The sequence below is a fragment of the Tunturiibacter lichenicola genome (genome assembly GCF_051013355.1).
Taxonomy (GTDB): domain Bacteria; phylum Acidobacteriota; class Terriglobia; order Terriglobales; family Acidobacteriaceae; genus Edaphobacter; species Edaphobacter lichenicola_F.
Genome location: NZ_CP132944.1, coordinates 1613568 through 1634632 on the forward strand (window position 1 = coordinate 1613568; position 21065 = coordinate 1634632).

General features: G+C 54.6%; 13 protein-coding genes. 7 read left to right on the plus strand and 6 right to left on the minus strand.

Annotated features, from left to right (window positions below; translation table 11 throughout):
- Window positions 1-191: 191 nt before the first annotated feature.
- The gene (locus tag RBB82_RS06915) at window positions 192-3809 is read right to left on the minus strand and encodes a carboxypeptidase regulatory-like domain-containing protein (protein WP_433974389.1); all 3618 of its coding nucleotides are present in this window, start codon (window positions 3807-3809) and stop codon (window positions 192-194) included.
- A 233-nt stretch (window positions 3810-4042) separates the two neighbouring features.
- Between RBB82_RS06915 and RBB82_RS06920 the strand changes: the two genes are divergently transcribed.
- The 5 genes from RBB82_RS06920 to RBB82_RS06940 all read left to right on the plus strand — a co-directional run bounded on the left by RBB82_RS06920 (window position 4043) and on the right by RBB82_RS06940 (window position 11786).
- Entirely contained in the window at window positions 4043-5284 is a 1242-nt protein-coding gene (locus tag RBB82_RS06920) for a tetratricopeptide repeat protein (RefSeq protein ID WP_433974390.1), read from the plus strand.
- Window positions 5285-5425: 141 nt separating this feature from the next.
- The gene (locus RBB82_RS06925; RefSeq protein ID WP_433974391.1) at window positions 5426-6505 is read left to right on the plus strand and encodes a LacI family DNA-binding transcriptional regulator; all 1080 of its coding nucleotides are present in this window, start codon (window positions 5426-5428) and stop codon (window positions 6503-6505) included.
- A gap of 204 nt (window positions 6506-6709) precedes the next feature.
- On the plus strand, window positions 6710-9412 hold the full coding sequence (locus RBB82_RS06930) for a glycosyl hydrolase 2 galactose-binding domain-containing protein (protein ID WP_433974392.1): 2703 nt from the start codon (window positions 6710-6712) through the stop codon (window positions 9410-9412).
- A gap of 30 nt (window positions 9413-9442) precedes the next feature.
- Window positions 9443-10780: an APC family permease gene (locus RBB82_RS06935; RefSeq protein ID WP_433974393.1), complete on the plus strand. Its 1338-nt coding sequence runs from the start codon at window positions 9443-9445 to the stop codon at window positions 10778-10780.
- A gap of 52 nt (window positions 10781-10832) precedes the next feature.
- Window positions 10833-11786: a carbohydrate kinase family protein gene (locus RBB82_RS06940; protein WP_433974394.1), complete on the plus strand. Its 954-nt coding sequence runs from the start codon at window positions 10833-10835 to the stop codon at window positions 11784-11786.
- A 15-nt stretch (window positions 11787-11801) separates the two neighbouring features.
- On the opposite strand, the gene RBB82_RS06945 is transcribed toward RBB82_RS06940, so the two are convergent.
- Both RBB82_RS06945 and RBB82_RS06950 read right to left on the minus strand, forming a co-directional pair.
- Complete coding sequence (locus RBB82_RS06945) at window positions 11802-12578, minus strand: hypothetical protein (RefSeq protein WP_433974395.1); 777 nt, start codon at window positions 12576-12578, stop codon at window positions 11802-11804.
- A 167-nt stretch (window positions 12579-12745) separates the two neighbouring features.
- Window positions 12746-13183, minus strand: a complete 438-nt coding sequence (locus RBB82_RS06950; protein WP_433974396.1) for a PqqD family protein — start codon at window positions 13181-13183, stop codon at window positions 12746-12748.
- 341 nt (window positions 13184-13524) lie between these two features.
- Here RBB82_RS06950 and RBB82_RS06955 point away from each other — a divergent pair, with 341 nt between their 5' ends.
- Both RBB82_RS06955 and RBB82_RS06960 read left to right on the plus strand, forming a co-directional pair.
- Window positions 13525-14670, plus strand: coding sequence for a nucleotidyltransferase domain-containing protein (locus tag RBB82_RS06955; protein ID WP_433974397.1), 1146 nt, complete (start codon window positions 13525-13527; stop codon window positions 14668-14670).
- A 158-nt stretch (window positions 14671-14828) separates the two neighbouring features.
- Window positions 14829-15137, plus strand: coding sequence for a hypothetical protein (locus RBB82_RS06960; RefSeq protein WP_433974398.1), 309 nt, complete (start codon window positions 14829-14831; stop codon window positions 15135-15137).
- Here RBB82_RS06960 and RBB82_RS06965 read toward each other — a convergent pair.
- The 3 genes from RBB82_RS06965 to RBB82_RS06975 form a co-directional block, all read right to left on the minus strand.
- Window positions 15075-16487: a DUF2252 domain-containing protein gene (locus tag RBB82_RS06965; RefSeq protein WP_433974399.1), complete on the minus strand. Its 1413-nt coding sequence runs from the start codon at window positions 16485-16487 to the stop codon at window positions 15075-15077. The genes RBB82_RS06960 and RBB82_RS06965 overlap by 63 nt on opposite strands.
- Before the next feature lie 93 nt (window positions 16488-16580).
- Complete coding sequence (locus RBB82_RS06970) at window positions 16581-17120, minus strand: hypothetical protein (protein ID WP_433974400.1); 540 nt, start codon at window positions 17118-17120, stop codon at window positions 16581-16583.
- An 83-nt stretch (window positions 17121-17203) separates the two neighbouring features.
- Window positions 17204-20566, minus strand: a complete 3363-nt coding sequence (locus tag RBB82_RS06975; protein WP_433974401.1) for a carboxypeptidase regulatory-like domain-containing protein — start codon at window positions 20564-20566, stop codon at window positions 17204-17206.
- Window positions 20567-21065 lie beyond the last annotated feature (499 nt).

Genomic DNA, 21065 nt, shown 5'->3' on the forward strand with positions numbered 1-21065 from the left:
GACATACTATCGCTCTTTCGGTTAGCTGTGCTTCGCCGATTTGTGCAGGAATATCTGCTTCGCGTATTTCGTCAAAATTCAGACGTACATCGCAACGCTAAACCCGCCGCGCGTTTTGTTTTTGCATTGAGGGCGATGAGAAGCTGGCTGGACACAAGGCGGCGGACAGCTTCTCTTCCCTGCTCGGTGATTTAGAAGACGAACTTTGCGGCAAGTTGCAGAATGCGTGCGTTGTGCGCGGCGGTCGCCGTCAGGAATCCGTCAGTCGCACAGCCATCGTAGCAATCCGCGGTTGCATTGATCGCGCTCCATTGCGTGTGGTTGAAGATGTTGAAGGCCTCGGCGCGGAACTCGAAGTGCATGTCCTCGTGAACGGCAAAGTTTTTGAAGAGGCCCATGTCGAAGTTAGTATGCGCAGGAAGGTTGAGAACGTTCCTCCCGGCGTTGCCATAGGTGAGTCCCTGCGGAGCAGCGAAGGCATCGCTGTTGTAGAGCCGCGGCCCTGGCTGGAGGCCGGGATGCCGGATTGCAGCTTTGCCGTGAATATTTCCGACGATATCAGGATAGGACTGAACTGCGTTGCCCTGGCTGGTTGCAAACGCATTTCCAGTGCCAGCATTGTCCGCGATGATCGTGTTGATGATGCTGAAGGGTGTGCCGGTCTGGAAGCTAGTTAGGTCGGAGATCTGCCATCCACCAAGAGTCGAGTGCAGGAGTCCGGGTTTGACGAAGAGGGGAATGTCATAGACCAGACTGACAGCAAGATTGTGTCGTTCGTCGAAGTTCGAACTCGCAGTGCTCTGCCCCAGATTGTAGCTATTGATGACCTCGGTTGAGCCATAGCCTCCGCTCGAACCCTCGTCGATAGCATGGCTATAGGTGTAGGCCACACTGCCGTTCAAGCCGCCGAAGTATCGGGTGAGTCCGATCTGGAGTGCGTTGTAGCTAGAACTGACGCCGTTGGTGGAGTTGTTAATTCCATCCAGGCCCGTATAAGGACGATATGGAGCAGCGCCATCAAAGAGACCGCAAGCGACGATGAGATGATTCAAGACATTTCCCGCAATCGGTTGACCATTCACTGCGCCGGTATAGCCTGCAGCGTAAGAGCCTGTGATGCTGCCGCAATCGTCAGCGGAGATAGCCTGGCCAGGGCCGTAGGGATTCTCCGAGGCTGTGAGCGGCCTGATCTGGTTCAAGTCATACCAGGTGGGGAGATGCCGTCCGAGGCTCCCAACGTAGGCCAGCTGCAGCACAGTATGGCTGGGTAACTCTCCCTGAACCGCCAGATTGAACTGTTGCACATACGGCCAAACAGCGTGGGTTGGAATTGCGAACACGCTCAGCGGGAACTGCACCTGTGTTCCACCGGCGTTGTCGTAGCCGGTGAAGTTGTATTTGAAAGGAGTCTGCACAAGCGGAGAAGAGCCCTCCAACGCCTCGGAGTTGCTTTCGTTCCCGTTCGTGTGTTCGAAGAAGATGCCATAGCCGCCGCGTACAGAGAGTTTTCCGTTGCCGAAGACGTCATACGCGAATCCGACTCGAGGAGCTGGATTGAAGAGATGTCCCGACATACAACCCGGAGGTGCACCATTCACGCCGCATGACACCAAGCCGTTGAAGATGTTGCCCGAACCCGGCACAATTGCTCCTACCTGCTGTTGCGTCAATGGGTTCACGCCATCGACATCGATCAGTGGCGCGTTCGAAGCGCTCCAAACTCCTGGTTCAAAGTTTCCCGACTGTTTGCTGATGTCGCGATAGGTCCCGAAGAGGCTTAGTCGGAGACCAAGATTGAGCGTCAGTCTGTCGTTCACGCGCCAGTTGTCCTGGAAGTAAGGTTCAACGATTTTGTATCGGTTGTAGTACTTCGGCTGAGCCGAGGTCTGCGAGAACGAAGCGATCTGCGCCGTCAACAGGTCGGCAAATGCGTTCCCCGTGGTTACCGCCGTTGCAGAAGTATTGAAGTTGAAGGTTCCCTGATTGTTGCCACTTGAGGGTTCGTTCTTTTGAGCTGCAATCATGCTGACGCCGAAGATCATCGTGTGCCGCTTGAGCGTTTTGGTGAGGTCGTCGCGATAGCTGTAGGTTGGGTTCGAGTTTTTCCAGGGGAAGAAGCCTGTGGTTTCGTTGAATCCTCCGCCGTATGCTGCGTTTCCTGTCACTGTGATCGAGGGCAAAACATTGCCGTAGCCATTGTCAAAGAAGCCGTTTCCGCCGAAGCTGCCACGGTCGATGTTTGGTGTGGTGTTAAGGAGGGTGATGTGGTCGGTGGTGTAGTCGGCAACGAACTCGTTGACGAGGGATGGTGAGGCGGCATAGGTGAGGCTGGCGACCATGTCGATGCCGGGGCCGGCGAAGCTATTCTGAACGGTGGGAAATGAGCCGGATTGAAAAGTTGCAGGTGTGCTCGTCGTGGACCATGAGTCGTAGATGAAGCGATAGAAGCCACGAAGTTTTTCGCTGACGACTTGATCGATACGGAAGAGCTCTTCGCGGTTCGTAGTCAGTTGCGATGGAGACGCCTGGAAGAAGGATGATGTGCCGGAGCCGCTGTTTGCCGCGGGTATGAGTACGAGCAGCGCTTGTCCGTTGGGATCGACCGGGACCTGATTGTTCGCAAAGTATGAGCCGGTTGCTGGATTGACGGGGCAATCCGGAAAATCTGCTATGTCGACAGCGCTGCCGGAGGATGGACAGAGATCAGAGAAGTTGCCGGTGCGCTCCGCATCGGAAGGGACTTGCTGATTGAAGAAGGTGCCTGGCACGTTTTCGTGACGCCACTCCTGTGAGTAGAAGAAGAAGGTCTTTTTGACGGCTGGCGTGTAGAGGTGGGGGATGTAGACCGGGCCACCGATGGTGAATCCGTAATCGTGCTTCTTGTAGGTCGGGACTGTCTGGGCAAAGTAGTTCCGCGCGTTGAATACGTCGTTGCGGAGAAACTCGAATACATCGCCATACAGGCGGTCGGTTCCCGACTTGGTTTGAGCCTGCACTGTACCGGAGGCGTTTCGTCCGTATTGGGCTCCATAGTTCGAGGTGAGCACCTGCGTCTCGGCGATTGCATCAACGTTCGGATAAACGTTGAGCGTGGAGTTGCTTCCGTTGTCCATAATGCTCGCGCCGTCGAGCTCCCAGTTGTTGTACTGTGGACGCCCCCCATTCATGCTGTATTCGACACTGCCGGCAACACCGGTTTCACCCTCATCCTGCTCGGTCTGGTTGACGACACCGGGAGAGAGGGTTACGAGTTGGCTGAAGTTGCGACCGTTCAAGACCAGCTGCGTGATCTGCTTGCCGGTGATGGTGAATGAGATCTCAGGCGACTCCGTCTGGACGACGCCCATGTCGCTGCCGCTTACCTTCACTTCACTGGCCGTAGCTCCAATTGTGAGTTGCGCGTCCACTCTTTCGTTGCGCGCTACGCGAACGATGATGCCGGTAGCCGCGAACTTCTGGAACCCCTGGGCGGAGATCTCAAGGTTGTAGGTACCGGCTTCAAGGCCGGGAATTGAATACTCTCCAGCCGTATTGGTAACAGCGCCGATGTGAGTTCCCTGGCCAGTGTTGGTGAGCGTCACAGTGGCGTTCTGAATTGCGGCGCCGCTTGGGTCTGTGACCGCGCCGTTGATCGCGCTCGACTGTTGCGCAACGAGCAGGCTTGGCACAAGTAGCTGCAATGCCACAACCATGATGCGAATAACACTGCGGATTGATGTGCCGGTGGACTTATAAGTCATGACGGGTTGGGCGTGAGAGAAGGCGAACGACTCGGATTTGGGCGAACAGATAGAACGATGGGAACGCATAAGTTAAATGCCTCCGAGACCACGCAGAGATGAATAAACTGGCAGTTCTAGAACAGCATTGCTAAAGAAGTATCCGGGTGGACCTATGACTCATCTATTCGGTGGGCCTAATATTAGAACGTTTGAATACTATGTCAAGAGAAAGTTTTTATTCCTGTAAGAATTCCTGGCTGAGCAGAGCTATCTCGTGATGGGGTTATCTTTACTGGAATAGGTATGGAGAGAAGAAACATTTGACCTCCCTGGATCGATCTCGATGTTTTCTGCTAGCCGGTCTATGGATCGCCGGTGGCTGCCAGGCTTTTGGAGTTCACACGGGAGCGTTCGGTGGCAATGAACCAGAGACCCTCGTTTCGTTGCAGGAACTCGCCGCTAACAAGTCCGACGCTGCGACGCACTTCTCCGAAGGATTACACGAGATGAAGAGCGGGCAACTGAGCCAAGCAGAAGAGAGCTTTCGACGCGTCATAGCGCTCGATCCGAAGTCGGGAGCGGCGCATATCAATCTGGGCGTGACGTATATGCGGGAACGGCGATGGGATGATGCTCTGACTGAGTTGCGGCGGGCGGAGACACTGTCTCCAACTGTACCGGGTATCCAACTCAACATTGGGCTTGCCTACTATCGCAAGAACGATTTCGACGCGGCGATAGAGCCGTTCTCTGAGACATTGAAGTTACAACCGAATTCTCTTCAGGCAAGTTATTTGCTAGGTCTGTGCTACTTTTTCACGAATAAGTACAAGGCAGCCGCAGATACGTTGACTCCCCTATGGGAGCAGGAGTCGACCAACCTGAACTACCTTTATGTTCTGAGCATTGCAGCCAGCAAATCGTCGAATGCACCACTGCAGAAGCAAGCGTTCGACCAAATGATTGCCATCGGCCAAAATTCAGCGGAGTTTCATTTGTATGTAGGGAAGGCGTGGCTTGCGGGACATGATACCGATCACGCGCTTGAACAATTTCAAGCCGCAGCGGCGTTGAAGCCGGAGCTTCCGCTTGTTCATTATTTCCTGGGACGCACCTATCTCGAACGGTACGCCTACGCAGAAGCTGAGGCGGAGCTGAAGAAGGACGCGGCTATTGAGCCGGATTTCGCCTATAACTACGAAGAGCTTGGGCTTCTCTACGCAAAGCTCAATGAGCCAGAGAAGGCGGAGGCGTCTTTCCGCAAAGCCATTGAACATAATCGGGAGCTAGTGAACTCTTACTTCGGGCTTGCAAAGTTGTACAGGGACGCGGCGCACTACCAGGAGGCACTGGATATGCTGGATCATGCGGAGGCTCTTGCGGCGCAGAGCGCGAGCGTGCATTACATGAGGGGGCAGGTTTTGAATCACCTCGGACAGCGTGCGCAGGCGCGTCAGGAGTTCGATACGGCTTCGAAGTTGCTGAAGTCTTTTAACGACCGTCTCCAACAAGATCCATCGGGGGATCAGTCTGCGGACGCTCAGAATGCGGCGCAACAGTAAGGGCATCTGGTGAGCCGAGGTAGTGTCCTGTGATTACGCCACCCAGACTTGCATGTTTAGCTCTCGCGGTTTGGTCGGCGGTAGCAGAGACGGGACGGTATGCTATAACTTCAGCATCTTAACGTAGCGGCCCATTGGTTTATGCGCAGAACCCAAAACGCTGGAAGAATCACGCTGGCCGACGTAGCGCGCGAGTCCGGATTCTCCTCATCGACCGTGTCGATCGTTCTCAATGAAGCACCACTCTCGCGCTATGTTGCGGCGAAGACGAAGTTGCTCATCAAGGAGACCTCGAAGCGGCTCGGCTATCGTCCGGATGCATTTGCGCGTTCTCTACGCCGTCGTAGAAGCCTGACGATTGGCATCATGGTCTTCGACATCTCGGACCCATTCTGCACTCTGATTCTCAAAGGTATTCAGAAGACGCTGGAGCCAACCGGCTACCTGCCGATCATCATGGATGCGTATAACGAGCCTAAGCAGTTCGAACGCTATCTGGAGATGATGCTGGAGCGCAGACTGGAAGGACTGATCATCGTTGCTAATTGGTTATTTGCCGATATCGAGATGTTTGGCGATCTCGAGCGAGAGCGCATTCCGATGGTCATGGTTGGACGTTCGATGTCGATTGGTTCCATGAGTTCGGTGATGGTCGACAATGAGGCCGGCGGTTATGCCGCTCTCGAACACCTCTACAAATTGGGCCATCGCAAGATTGCGTTCGTTCGCGGCCAGGTTAAGCTTGCGGACAGTAGTGAGCGATACAGCGGCATGATGCGATTTGCGCAGGAGGTGGGACTGAAGATCAATCCTTCACTCGTCGTCGATCTGCCAAATGCTTTGGACCCACTCTCAAGCTTTCATCAGGGCTACCGACTTACCAATGAGTTGCTGGCTATGGGGAAGCCATTTTCCGCGATAGCGGCCTTCGATGATTTGACTGCATTCGGAGTCATGCGGGCGTTACGAGAGCGGGGGGTGAGGGTGCCCGATGAGTGTTCCGTCATTGGCTTCGACGATGTCTCTCATGCAGCGCTCTTCAGCCCCGGACTTACGACGGTGCAGCAACCGATGGAAGAGATGGGTCGCATCGCTGCGGAGCGCGTACTGCGCGGAATCGATGCACTCGCTGAAGAAACACATGTACCCGAGAGCGACGGCCATACGCTGTTGGTGCCGACTGTTCTGGTGCGTGAGTCGACGGCCCGGCGACGCCCATAGCCGTGGTCGTTTGGAAGTTTTTGTTGACATTCAAAGCGAAATACTTTTAGCTACTCCTATTCGATATTCAAACGTTTTAATATTTCTCGTTTCCTGTTCATCTTTGGCGACAAAATCGTTCCACTATCAGGCTTCCCTCGCGGCTGAGATGCGGAGAGTTTAATTCCCTGGTACGGAGAGAGATCACTGGAGGTTTGAAAGGCCATGATTCTGCAGAAACGATCTGTACTATCTCTGTCTCCCGGTGGCGTTCTACTCGTGATCTTTCTATCGTTCGCATGGAGCGTGCCTGGACTTGCAGCAACCGATTCGGCATCGACCATCACACCGCTGAAGTCGGGTTGGACAGTTCAGTCCGATTGTAAGATCCGCGGTGATGGGGCGAAGCTTTCTGCTCCTGACGTGCACACTGAGGGATGGTATACCGCGACTGTTCCTGCGACTGTGCTCGCGGTGCAGGTTGCGGCAGGCGAGTTTAAAGATCTGTTCGTTGGTACAAATCTGCGTTCAATTCCAGGAACCTCGTACCCGCAAGGAGATAACTTTTCTAATCTTGAGATGCCCGGCGACAGCCCCTACCGGTGTGGTTGGTGGTATCGCAAGACGTTTCACGTCGCGGCTACGGAGCGGGGAAAAACTTTCTGGATGCGGTTTAGCGGCATCAACTATCGGGCTGACATCTGGCTCAACGGTCAGAAGATCGCAGACTCGACGCAGGTGCAGGGCGCTTATCGTACTTATGAGTTTGACGTCACGAAGGCTTTGAAGCCCGGTCATGAAAATGTGCTGGCTGTCGAAACATTTGCACCGACTCCGACCGACCTGGGTATCAACTGGGTCGATTGGAATCCATGTCCACCAGATAAAGACATGGGCCTGTGGGGACCGGTCACATTGGTAACGAGCGGTCCTGTTGTCGTTCGATCCCCGATGGCAACGAGTCATTTCTCCGATGCTTCGCTGAAGACGGTGGAGCTTACAGTTCGTGCGGAGGTCAGCAATTCAACAGACCATTCGGCTAAGGGACGCCTTGAGGGCACTGTCGCGGGAGTAGCAATCTCACAACCTGTGACACTTGATGCGGGTGAAACTAAAACTGTTACGTTCGCGCCTGCGGATTTCTCTCAGCTGCGGATCAAGAACCCCCATGTGTGGTGGCCTGCCGACGTGGGCGCACACCCACTCGAGACGCTAACACTTCAATTTGTTCTCGATGGCGCGGTCTCTGACGAAACAAGTGTTCGCTTCGGTATACGGGAGGTCACGTCAGAGCTAACGCCGAAAGGATACCGGCTCTTTCATGTCAACCAGCACCCTATTTTGATACGTGGCGCTGGCTGGACACAGGACATGCTTCTACGCCAACAGCCCGAACGACTGGCTGAAGAGTTCCGTATGGTGCATGACATGCACCTGAATACGATTCGCCTCGAAGGCAAGATGGAGACCGACGAGTTCTTTCGCCTTGCGGATGAGCAAGGTGTGATGGTGATGGCAGGATGGTGCTGCTGTGACCATTGGGAGCATTGGGATAAGTGGGCGCCAGATACTCTCAACGTTGCGACAGCTTCATTGGCGTCTCAACTGTTGCGGATCCGCAGTCATCCGAGCCTCATCGCATGGCTGAACGGAAGCGACAACCCGCCGCCGGCGAATGTGGAGACTGCCTATCTGAAGGTGCTCGCGCAGACAGATTGGCCGAACGTGATTCTTTCGTCCGCCACGGGGACGCCAACGACTGTAAGTGGCCCAAGCGGCGTTAAGATGACTGGGCCTTATGATTTTGTCGCGCCGTCCTACTGGCTGGTCGATTCGCGCTACGGAGGAGCTTACGGCTTCAACACCGAGACCAGTCCTGGGCCTGCTGTTCCTTCGCTGCAGAGCCTGAAGAAGATGTTGCCGGCTGACCATCAGTGGCCGCAAGACGCGGTGTGGGGTTATCACGCGGGCGGCGAAGGCTTTCAGAACATCCACGTCTTCAACGATGCCATGACAGCGACCTATGGTGAGGTCAAGACCGCTGAGAGATATAACCAGATTGCGCAGTCGATGGCCTTCGATGGAGAACGCGCTATGTTCGAGGCGTATGGTCGCAATAAGTACACTTCGACGGGCGTAATCCAATGGATGCTTAATAATGCGTGGCCTTCGAGCATCTGGCATCTCTATGACTATTACCTGGATGCCGGTGGTGGCTACTACGGGACGAAGAAGGCATGTGAGTTGCTGCATGTTCAATATTCGTATGACGACCATAGCGTCTATGTGGTCAATAGCCTCTTTACCGGGGCTTCGGGGCTTACCGCAGTAGCCCACGTGTATGACCTCGATTTGAAGGAGCTCTACACTAAGTCAAACTCTGTCGATGCGGGCCCCGACAGCTCGGTCAAGGCTATCGACATTCCGCAAGAAGTCTTCCAGACTGCGTCCAGCACGTACTTTATTCGGCTTGAATTGAAAGATGTCAAGGGTACGACGGTTAGCAGAAACTTCTACTGGGTCCCCGGTAAGCTGACCGAGTTTGACTGGGCGAAGACGAACTATACGCATACACCGGCCAAGACCTCAGAGGATATGACTGCTCTTGGCAACCTGCCTGCAGCGCACATTACAGCGACCGCTCATACTTTTGGAAATCTGATCCACGTACGTTTGACGAATCCATCGACGAAGCTGGCGTTCCAAATTGCTGCGGAACTGAAGGACGAACACGGAGAGAAGCTTCCGCGAATAATATGGACCGATAACTACATTGAATTGATGCCGGGCGAAGAGCGCGAACTGACCGCATCGATACCATCCGACATGATTGCAAGCGTGGGCTCGAAACGAGTTGAGGAGTGGAAAGTGAAGATCGAAGGATGGAATACCGCGGCTGTTACCGCCTCTTCAAATCCAGGCCAGTAAACATCGGAATGAGAAAAGAGCAGAGACATAATGCCAGCTGAATTGCAGGACGGACAATCAGTTACGCTCAAGCGCAGCTTGCGATATCGCGACCTGATTCTATACGGGATCATTCTGATCCAGCCGACTGCGCCGATGCCGGTGTTCGGGGTTATCTACCAGGAGTCGCGCGGGCACGTTCTGATGGCGATTGTATTTGCGCTCGTCGCCATGCTGTTCACCGCGTACAGCTATGGACGAATGTCGCGCGCTTATCCAAAGGGCGGTTCAGCTTTTACCTATGTGAGTGAAGAGCTGCACCCCAGTATCGGATATATGACCGGCTGGTGCATGGCCATGGATTACATCCTGAATCCACTGATTTGTACTATCTGGTGTAGCAGAGCTGCAATGAATTTTGTGCCTGGAATTCCTTACGTGGCGTGGGTACTTCTGTTCGCGGCATTGTTTACCGCACTCAACCTTCGCGGCGTAGAGACGTCGGCCCGTATCAACGCCGCAGTTGCAGCGGGGCTGGGAGTCGTGATCGTACTCTTCGTTGTTGCCGCCTTACGGTACATCCTTCACTTGCACATGGGATCATCCGCGTTCTATTTAGATCCCGTATACAACAGATCAACGTTCTCCGCGCCCGCCGTGTTTCGCGGAACCTCTATCGCTGTACTTACCTATATCGGTTTTGACGGCATATCAACTTTGACTGATGAGGCTCATGATCCAGCGCGGACGGTTCCGCGGGCGATCATTCTTACCTGCTTGATTACAGGTGTACTAGCCTCGATCGAAGTTTATCTCGCGCAGCTTGTCTGGCCGCGCGGGATGGCCTTCCCTGATCTTGATACAGCCTACGTCGCAGTCGCCCAACGTGTCGGGGGAGTTTTCCTGTTCGCTTTGATGAACGGTGCGCTGTTGATCGCAACCATCGGCTCCGGCATGGCATCGCAGTTGGGCGCGGCGCGGCTGCTGTTTGCGATGGGCCAAGACGGCGCCTTGCCGCGAAAGTTCTTCGGCACGCTCAATCCAACCCGACGCATTCCTCAGAACAACGTCCTGCTGATTGGTGGAATCGTGTTGATCGGCGCTCTTGCTCTGAGCTATCAACTCGGCACGGAGCTGTTGAATTATGGCGCACTACTCGCCTTCATGGGGGTCAACGTTGCTTCTGCTGTACTCGCCTGGCGTACGAAGGAAGCAAACCAGTGGGTTCCGATCCTACTGTCGGGATGTGGTTTTGTGGTGTGCTTCTTCTTATGGCTGAACCTGGGTCCAACCGCACGTTGGGCAGGAACCGCATGGGCAATATTAGGAATAGCGCTGTGGTTGCTCCGTAGAAATCTAATGACCGCAGACAAGCAGCTGGCCGGCTGATTATGCCGCTCGATGTTCTGGACGTTCAAATGACAGTATGCAAGGAGGCAAGTTGGCGCAGTTTGATGTAACGCTGGCGGGTGAAATCACGATGGACCTGCTCCTGTACGGCCTTCCTGAAGAGCTTCCGGTGGAACGTGAACTCGTCGCCGATCACATGGCTTTAACGCTAGGCGGCTCTTCCGCTATCACGGCGCATAACCTCGCTGTGCTGGGCAGCCGGACGGGATTTATTCCGCAGCTTGGCGGTGATCCGTTTACTGAAGTTTGCGTCGATACGCTCCGCCGGGCTGGCGTTGATTTGTCGCATGCTGTCGCGCCAAAGACAGACGTTAGTACAGGAGTCACCGTTCTCTTGCAGCATCAGCGGAGCCGGCGTGCGCTCACTTACTCTGGCACCACATCGAGCTTGCGGTATGAGGATCTCGATCTCACTTACCTTGCCTCAGGAAGACATTTTCATCTGTCTTCCTTCTTTCTTCAAAGCGGGCTGCGCAACGATGTACCGAAACTTCTGGCTGCAATGCATCGTGCGGGGCTCACAACGTCACTGGATACGAATGACGATCCTGAGGACTTGTGGGCTGGCCCGCTCGCAGAGACATTCGCGCATCTTGATATATTGATGCCAAACGAACGGGAGGCATGCAGACTCGCGAATGAATCTTCTTTTGAAGATTCCGTCAGGAAACTGGCCGAAAAGATTCCGTTGCTGGTCGTCAAACGAGGTGCGAAGGGCGCTTTGGCCATGCACCATGGAATACGTTACGAAGCGCCTGGATGCACTACGAACGTGGTGGACGTTATTGGCGCAGGGGATAGCTTCAACGCTGGGTTTCTCCATGCCTTCGTTCATCAAAGCAGCGTCGATGGCTGTCTCGCCTTAGGCAACGCGTGCGGCGCCTACTCCACCACATCGAGCGGCGGAGTTCAGGCATTCTCCGATTCTGCACGCATGCAGCGATTTTTCGAAAGGTGCGGAGTAGCCGAAAAGACTTTCTTGTAATGGTGCAGCGATAACCTAGCTGTTGATGAGCCGCATAATGTGGTCGGCAGCGTCGGTAGCTTCGCTTCGGTGTCCGACGTAACAGGTGGCTCCCCTGACCGCGCGTTCAAAGACCTGAACCATGCCTGGCGATTCCGCCATGATATGAGGTGTATTTCGAAGCAAGATTAATAGCGCTTCGCTTTGAGCCGCCGCCTTCACATTCCAGGCTGACTCAGGCAGATACTGCAACGACAAAATCCAGCCTACTGGAGACGGAGCTTCGCCTACAGCCGCGTTGCACTCTGCGGGAAGCATCGGAACCTGCTCAGGGCGACCGTTCCTGACCAGGAGGACTCTCGGATACGGGTGTACGAGACCCTCCGAGTCAATCACTGCATATTCATCGGATAAATAAGTCGCACCTCGTCGCAGAAGTTCGGTCACTAGAGACGATTTTCCCGCATGCGTACTTCCCGGTAGCAGCAAGGCGCGCTCGCGCCATAGGACGGCACCCGCGTGGACCGCTCGTGCCGTCGTCAGGCGAGGAACTACGGCATCGTCTAATGTTCTTATGAGATCCGGCACCAGCTGGATTGCTTCACGAGCCGATGCCACCACAACATCGTCTGCCAGTAGCTGGAGTTGATCTGCAACTTGAATTACACGAATGGAGATATCGGGCTTACCAACGGCATTTGCCACTCTCGGCAACGACGGGAATATATAGCGTTGCAGGACCGCATGTGCTTCAATGCAATCCGTCTCCACTCGAATGCTGCAGTTGAATACGCGAAGGTCGAAATGATACATACTGGCCATGCAGATTTATCGAGCGCAAAAAATGGCGAGCTTGATCTGAAGCCTCGATGGTATACGAGGATCGATGTTTTAGAGCATCATTTTGTCTTGTGACCAGTGGCCACCTTTCACGGACGAAGGGTCCTTGATAGGTGGCCGGTTCTCAGGACACAAGCGTTCTAGAGGAAGGGTAAAATCGGCTTCGGCTTAGGCTTTGGTGGCGTTGGCTTTGGCGCAGCCGACCGCGCAACCATCGCATGCGCCTTCTGATCCGAGACCGTTAAGGCCACGACGAGAGGCAGGGCGACAGCACTGAGTGATGCAAGGAACTGTCGTCGAGTAGCCGAGGATGATCCTGATGTATTCACCAGTCTCTTATCCTGCAGTTGCAGGAGAGCCTCTTCTGCAATCTCATCGGTTATCGCTGGGTCAAGCGAGCGTCGCATGTCGTCCGCCACGTTCGAAAGCGTCGTCGGAGCACTGCATGCGTCCCACGCTGCACCAGCCGTTGCATTAAGGGCAAAAACAGTCTCATTCTTCGGATCGAGAATAACCCTCGAACCATCGGGAAGTCTGTTTTCTACCAAGGCATTAGATTGAAGGCGTTCAATTTGCATTTTTCACCTCTAAATCGTGGATATCTCTTCCACAAGTGACAATTTCGGAAAGACTACACAACGCGGATCGTTTTTCTACAAATCGTTGGTAACTATCAGGTAATCTTTTGATCGGACGCGTCGGCACGTTTATGAGGCTCACAAAAATGGGTTGCAAACCGCAACCAGATATATACTTACCGGGATTTTAGAACCCCGGATGAGATCCAAAAAGGTGCACAGGCTGGAGGGTTTTATTTTTCGATCTCGCAGTCTGGGCAGTGGGCGCCACGATCAAGCACGGAATATCAGCTCGGCCGTTGGAAGTCGCCTAGATTCGTTTTGATGGAGCAACGACTCTCATGACAGCAGATCGCGACTCCTCTGAACTATTGCGCGTTATTGTCCGGCGGCCGACCAAGGCTGTAGCCGAGCAGATCTATCAGTTCGCGGAACAGATTTGCGATTGGGACTCGCTCCTCGGTCTTGCGGACGAGCATCGTGTCCTGCCTATGCTGTACTTGCGACTTCAGGACGTTAATCCGCCAATTCCTCTCGATATGCAAGAACGTCTGCGAGTCGGATACCACCGCAACATGTTCCATAATCTGGCGAATGCGGCGGAGTTGATCCGCGTTCTCGAATCGTTCCAACACGAGATGATTCCAGCCATGCCGTTCAAAGGTATTGTGCTGGGCGCGTCTGCGTACCAGGACCTTACGAGACGTCCTGCGGGCGATATTGATCTGATCATCCACCACAGGCACCTTGGGAAGGCCACTTCTCTCATTAAGGAGAGGGGCTACGAGCTGAAGACGCAGACGCAGGGAGACGGTACACCCTTTGAAGACTGTTACGAATATCATTTCGAGCGGCAGACAGATGGAATGGTGCTTGAAATTCGTTGGAGGCTTGTGCTGACGCAGCCAAGATTCAGGCGCAATCTTGGTATGGATTGGGTATGGCCGTTGCGTCGAACCGTGATGGTGGCTGGCGCCGAAGTTCCCGACATGAGCCCCGAGATAACTCTTCTAACGTTATGCATGCATGGGAGTAAGCATGTGTGGTGCCGGCTTATCTGGATCTGTGACGTTGCGCAGCTGCTGGCTTCATCACCCGGTCTTGATTGGAACGAGGTCGTTCGAGAAGCCGGTAAGACGGGGCTGTGGCGCTCGCTTGCTTTGGGTGTGCTCCTGGCGCATCGATTCGCGGATGCTGAGGTTCCTCAGGCTGTCCTGCGGCGCTTTGAGTCGGACGCTACGGTTCGCAAACTAACGCAATATATCGTGGAGAATTTATTTGATGCGCCGGGAAGTGCGCCTGAAGGCGGGGTGCCTTATTACGTCAAGCTGCTTGGGTTTCGTGATCGCGTAAGGATGGTGATGTCGTTTGATTATCTGCGTCCGAATGAGCATGATCGAGCTGTTCTCCCTCTTCGGGGGCCGCTTTCACCGCTTTATTACTTGATACGGCCTTTTCGTTTGTTTCGTGATCGAACGCCACGGTGAGACGGCTCGTCCTTTCGATTTACTTCTCGTTCCATTCATCCTGAGCGTCGCTACCTCGCCACAAACCACTGTTTTTTTTGCGAGGGTGAGGCCGGTTTTTTTTGGAGGTGGGTTTTCGTGTTTTTGCTGGGGGTTTTGCAGAAAATCGGTGACAAAACGTGGTGTTTTGGTGGTCAATTTGTGGTGGATTGCGTGGTGAATGTGGTGGTTTGGCGGTCACATTTTCGGGGGTGAAAAATGTGACAGGGATTTGGAGTTTATTTTTTGGTGTTCCTATTTCGGGCAAGATTGAAATCAGGTGGTCCGCCTATCCGGGCGAGACCTTCGTCGGGGTGGTTGTTCAAGAGACGCGGGCTGTCGGGATCGTCAGCGTGTCGCGTCTCTTGAACAGTGATTATTTCAATTCAGCCGGCATCGTCTGCTTGGACGACGGCTTTGATTTTGCCGCTTTGGATGGCGCTGAGTAGCGCTGCGTGGTCGCTCACAGTCTGGTCGCCATAACTCTCCGCCCACGTAGCCAAGGCTTCGGAGAGCACCTTGGAACCGCCGCAGTATCCGGAGATGCGAGCCGGGTCTCCTGTTCGAGCGTGAGAGCGCGCAAGGAGGCTGCCGCACGCCATGGCATAGAAGTTGAATGAGGCGCCGGTTAGCCACTCCACTGGAATCGAGGCTTTCAGGTTCTTCATCTGACGGACGTAGAAGTCGCGGCCGTCGATCGAAGTGTAGCCCAGCATCGGGTCGGAAGAGGCTTGAAGTGCCCGTTGACCCACGACGACACGTTTGCCGTTGTGGCGGAACTCTGCCTCCATCGGGGGCAAATAAGGAGCGTGGGCTGCCTGGACCGATTCTTTGACCTGGAGAAACAGCGGGTCATTTTCTCCATTGCCAAAGAGCAGCACGAGGTAAGCCCTGGTTCCCACTGAACCGACGCCGACGATGCGATGCGCCACGTCAACAACGTGATAGCGGTTCAGCATAATGCGCCGCTCGCGCGGCAGAGTGTCCGCATATTTGTTCAATGCCTCGATGACCTTCTTCTTCGTTGCTGCGGGCACCGTTGTCAGGACCGGCGGATCATCTCGAAATGTCCAGAGTCCGTTGGCATCTTTATCACCAATCTTTGACAGCAAGTTGCGATTGTCGGTGCGCATCGCTTTCGCCATGGTCTTTTCGATGACCGCCTTCGACTTGGCATCTGGCTTTACAATCGCATTTTCGCGCCCCGGGTAGGCGTGCAGATACCAGATGTCTAATACACCCATGTCCTGCAATCGGTCGGCGTTTTCGCAATAACCCTCCACACTGCGCTTTACAGCGGCGGCACGCTCTTTTGCGTTCAGGCCGTTCTGACGACCTGCAATGTTTACGCTGGCAACCAGACGCTTCAGATCCCACTCCCACGGACCGACGACCGCCTCGTCAAAGTCGTTCAGATCAAAGACGACTTCGCGCTGCGGGGTGCCGTAGAAACCGAAGTTGCTGAGGTGCGCGTCACCGTCCATGACTACGGGAAAACCGGTGATGGGTGAGGTTGAAAGATCGGAGGCCATGACGCATGCTGACCCGCGTAAAAACGTAAAGGGCGACGCTGCCATTCGGCCCATACGTAGAGGGATCAGGTGCGCTTGCCTGCCCTTGTTGTTTTCGGCAAGCAACTTCAGTGGGTCGGGGCGATTTCTGGCGGGGCGCCATTCGGCGTGGGATTCAAGCGGAACCTTGAGGCGCATCGCTCTCCCCTGTGCGCGCCGTTCTTCCCACGACGTCATCTTATCTCCCAAGTCAAACTTCTGCAGTGCTTCGAGTTTTGCTATGGCCATGTTTCCTCCGTAAATTTCGCAGTGCGCTCTGCTCTCGGCGGTTCACCAGGATTTCGTATCTATTTCACTGCGCTGAGTAATCCATTCAACACCTCAATGAAGGGGATCTCGGCCAGAACGGTCGGCAACATCGGCAAGGCAATCGAAAAGGATCAGCTCCATGAGCACCTGGCCGAGCAGGACCGGATAGTCGCTGAGCAGGGCCTTTATCGCATGGGGGTTGAGAAGCAGAGTTATAAGAACCAACGGAACCCAGCACACTACGATGGAGAGAGTTATCCTTCGTCCAAGATTCCAGCGATTTGCATCGAGAAGAAAAATTGCCTTTTGCGCTCGATAAAAAGGGCCTCCACGGACGAGCGAGATCCTGCGATCGACCGCGACATACTGCGGCGACTCCGCCTGGCTTTTTGGTGGGGCGAGCTTCTCACTGCCAGTAAACATTCCGTCAGGATAGGCATTTGCAAGAGATGTGTAAACGGGGAATAGTACCAGGATTTCGTCCCAAATCACGTATCGCGCGGCGATCACGTCATTTCGGCAGAGGGTTCCGGTCAATTTGAGATGTAACTCACTGACACGATTTGACGCGACAGAGCAGGTGCATTGGCCACGATCAGCCGAGAAGCCCATGAGTTCACTGCCGCAAACTAAGAGGGCCAACACTTGATCTCAAAAGAGATCCAGTGTTGGCCCCATGCACCGCCGTTGAGAGACTAGAAGCTAATCCGAGCTCCTATCTGGATAAGACGCGGAGTCGCAGCCGACGTGATCTTGCCATCGTTCGTCGAGGACAAGGTTGCTGTTGGAGAGTTGAGGCTGACCATGTTGAACGCGTTGGTGGCATCAGCACGGAACTGTAGACCGATTCCACGTTCGAAGCGGAAGTCACGGGAGATCCCTAGATCGATGTCCCGGTAACCTGGCGCCCGGAGGTAGTCGCGCGGCGTGTTGCCGTCGGCTCCGCCTGGACCGATGCCCCCGACGGCACCAGGGCCGTTGGTGACGAAGGCTGCGGTATTGAACCACGCCTGTGCAGCCGCTATGCGGTTCCTATGAGGGTCGAGAAATGGGCTTACGCCAGCGACAAGATTGGGTCGGTCGTTGTTGTAGCTGTCGTCATTCTTGTCTGACCCTGTCGTGATGTTGAAGGGCTGGCCGCTGTTGAGGCTGACGATGGGTGAGATCGACCATCCATTCGTCAGAACCTTGGCGAAGCGGTTCGGTCCGTTGTAGTAATCGAGCTTCCAGATGCCGGAGATGCTGACCATGTTGCGGCGATCCTGGTCGGATGGTCCCCGTTCCTCATTGAGTGCGCTGAAGTTTTGCGCGGTAGCCAGACCGATTGCGCTGGAGTTGGCGCTCCAGAGTGAGTGGCTCCATACGTAGTAGCCGTTGATCATGAGGTTATGCGTGAGGGGCTTGCGCGCTGAAAACTGCAACGAATGATAGTTCGCAGTCTGGCTCGAATCGATGTAGATGACCTGACCCAGGACGCCAGGGTCATAGGGCCGACGGGCGTTGATGCTGGCCTGCGACGTTGAGGCTCCTGGCGCGTAGACCGGGTTGTTTGCGTCGGGTGCGAAGGGAACATGACGCACGAGATTGCCGACATACGCAGTCTGCATGCTGATGCCAAAAGGCAGCTGCTGCTCGACGGCTACGTTGAACTGATAGGAGACGGGCCATACATACTTTGGATTGATCGCTTCTACGCTCGCTGCGGGAAGAAAGCGCGGGCTCGCGGGATTGTAGATGTAGGGGAATGGATCTCCATTCGGAAAGGAGACCGCGTTTCCATAGACATTGCTGAAGGAAGTAATAGAGCTGAACGTCTGACGGACAGCGAAGGGCTGAGCGTTCGCGGGCTGGTTCCATTCGTTGCCGGAGACGCTGCCGTAGAAGATGCCAGCAGCGGCGCGAACCGCCGTCTTTCCGTCGCCGAATGGGTCGAGAGCCATACCCACACGCGGGGAGAAGTGTGTATTTTGCGTGGCCGCGATGCCTCGCGGGATGCCATGATCTCCTGGAAAGAGAACTCCGGTTGGTGCAGTGGGGATCACTGTCGATTTAACACCGGGTACAAATGCTGCTGTCAGATTCGAAGACTCGACGGGAGACTGCTCGAGGTCGTAGCGCAAACCGAGGCTCGCTGTGAGGCGCGGCGTAATTTTGTAGCTGTCCTGAATGAAGCCCGCGTAGTACCAGGTATTCAGCAGTCCATGGTAAGGGGTGTCCTGCTCCATCGTGGAGACCTGGCCGGTGACGAAGTCTGCCAGTGCATTGCCTGTGGTTGTGGGGGCGGAGGTTTGGAAGTTGAAGATTCCAAAGTTGTCCAGGTTGCCGACGATCGCATCTTTTTCGAGCGAGACTTCGCCGCCAATGTTGAGGGTGTGTCTGCCTTTGGTCAAACTGACTACGTCACGAAGAGAGTAGAAGTCGGTTGTGCTAACCGGTCCGGCCAAGGCTCCGCCGGCGTTGAAGTAGCCCGAGACGGCCAACTGCGGAAGGGCTTTGGGGCCTTGAATTGTGAAGCTCGATCCCAGGTCGCCGAGTGAGACCTCCGGAGTGTTCACGCGGCCGCCAGCCACCCGTGTAAAGGTAAACCAGACCTGATTCGCCGTTGTTCCGCTGAAGGTGTGAATGTCGCTGATGTTGGCATTTTGCTGTTTTGCAAAGGATTGATTCACCGAATACACGATCTGCGAGGTGCTGGAGGAGCCGCCAAAAGCGTTCTGAGTGGTATCGAGGTAGAAGTAGCTTACCGACAGGTGGTCTTTGTCGCCCAAGACTTGATCATATTTTCCTAGATACTCGTCCTGATTCGTGGGGCTGCTAAAGACTCCTACATAACCGCCCGGCGAGGCGGCGGTCGGAGCATTGGGCAACGGGACGTACGTCTTCATGAGGTTTGCCGCTGTCACATCCAGCAAGCCGAGTGGAACGCAACCCACAGTGGCGACAGTGCAATTGACGGATGAGTTTGTGCCTTTGACGGGAGTTTTGGTACCAGGCAGGTTCGGGATAACCTTCGACTGGGTAAAGTCACCGATGCGCTCGAGCGATGTAGGCACAATTGCGCCGGTATACTGCGTTCCAACTGTTTGCCGCAGGCCGCCATAGCTGAAGAAGAAGAAGGCCTTGTCCTTTACGATGGGACCACCCACGGTGCCGCCAAAGTTATTTCTATGGAAAGGCGTCTTCGAGGTTCCTACAGGGGTGCCCCACGGTGTGTCGTTCATATTGGTGTTGCGAAAGAATTCGAACACTGAGCCGTGGAAGCGATTGGTTCCAGAGCGCGTGACAGCGGTTACGACGCCACCCGACATACGGCCATACTGGGCTGCAAAGTTGCTGGTTTCTACGCGGAACTCTTCGAGTGCGTCGGGATTTGGCAGGGGATTGCCATAGTTACGCAATCCGGTCATGTTGATGCCGCCGTCCAGGTAAAAGCTCACCATGGGGACGCCTCCGTCGACTCCTCCATTGATGATGACCTGCGTCGAGGGCACACCGATTACGAAGTTTGGAGTGTTTTGGCTGTTGCTCGCGCTGTTGGATTGCACGCCGGGCGTCAGGGACATCTCTGCATATGCGGTTCTGGTCGTCAATGGCAGGTTGTTGATCTCTGCGGGCGAGACGGTTCGACCCAGTTCTGCGGTACTTGTGTTCACCAGCGGCGGTGCTGTGCTGACTTCTACGGTTTGACTCTCGGCACCGACCGTCAGAACGACGTTTAAGGCCTGTGTCTGGTCTACTGTGATGGTGAGATGCTGCTGCACGAACTTTTCGAATCCGGGCGCATTCACGTTAACGCTGTATTCGCCGACCGGAAGATACTGGATGTTGTATGCGCCGTCGCTATCCGTTTTGGCTGCTCGCATAAGGCCGGTTGCGACATTGGTTGCTTTGACGTCGGCGTTTGTTACCAGGGCGCCCTGCTGGTCTTTCACAGTACCGGCGATGGAGCCGGTAATCTGCTGCGCATTTGACGACGAAACACACGCAATCAACACAGCTACTATGAACAGCCACTTCTGCAGCCCGGGGCAGTTTTTCTTAGGGTTCTTGTTCGTCATTGGCTTCTCCAAAATGTTCTTCGTTCAAAGTGCGTACTTTATCAATCTTTAATTAGTGCGGACATCGAATCTATGGCGCGTCGTATGGGGTCGAAAGCTTCAAACAATATCTGCCCTGTCAGGGTGATGCCGATTTCTCCGCGAGCAAACTTCGCGAATTTGCTGGACTTTTTGCTTTTCGCGGCCAACTTTCGCTGATGTGCAGAACGGGTGCAAAGTTAAACTATTGTTGTGAGTTTGGTCAAGCAAATTGTATAGACTAGTGGTGACGAGTTGGAGGCGGTGCACTCGTCTTTTTGAGGGGGACCGATTTGTGGTGTTTTGCTGGGGATTTTGCTGAAGTTGAGTGTTTGAACATGGTGGCTTGATGGTGAAGCTGTGGTGTTTTGCGTGGTGATTGTGGTGCTGTAACGGGTCGCTTTTGACGGTCGAAAAATGCGACAGAGATTTGGTTTTATTTTTTGATAACGTCCCGTTTTGGGAGTGATGACGTGGTTGT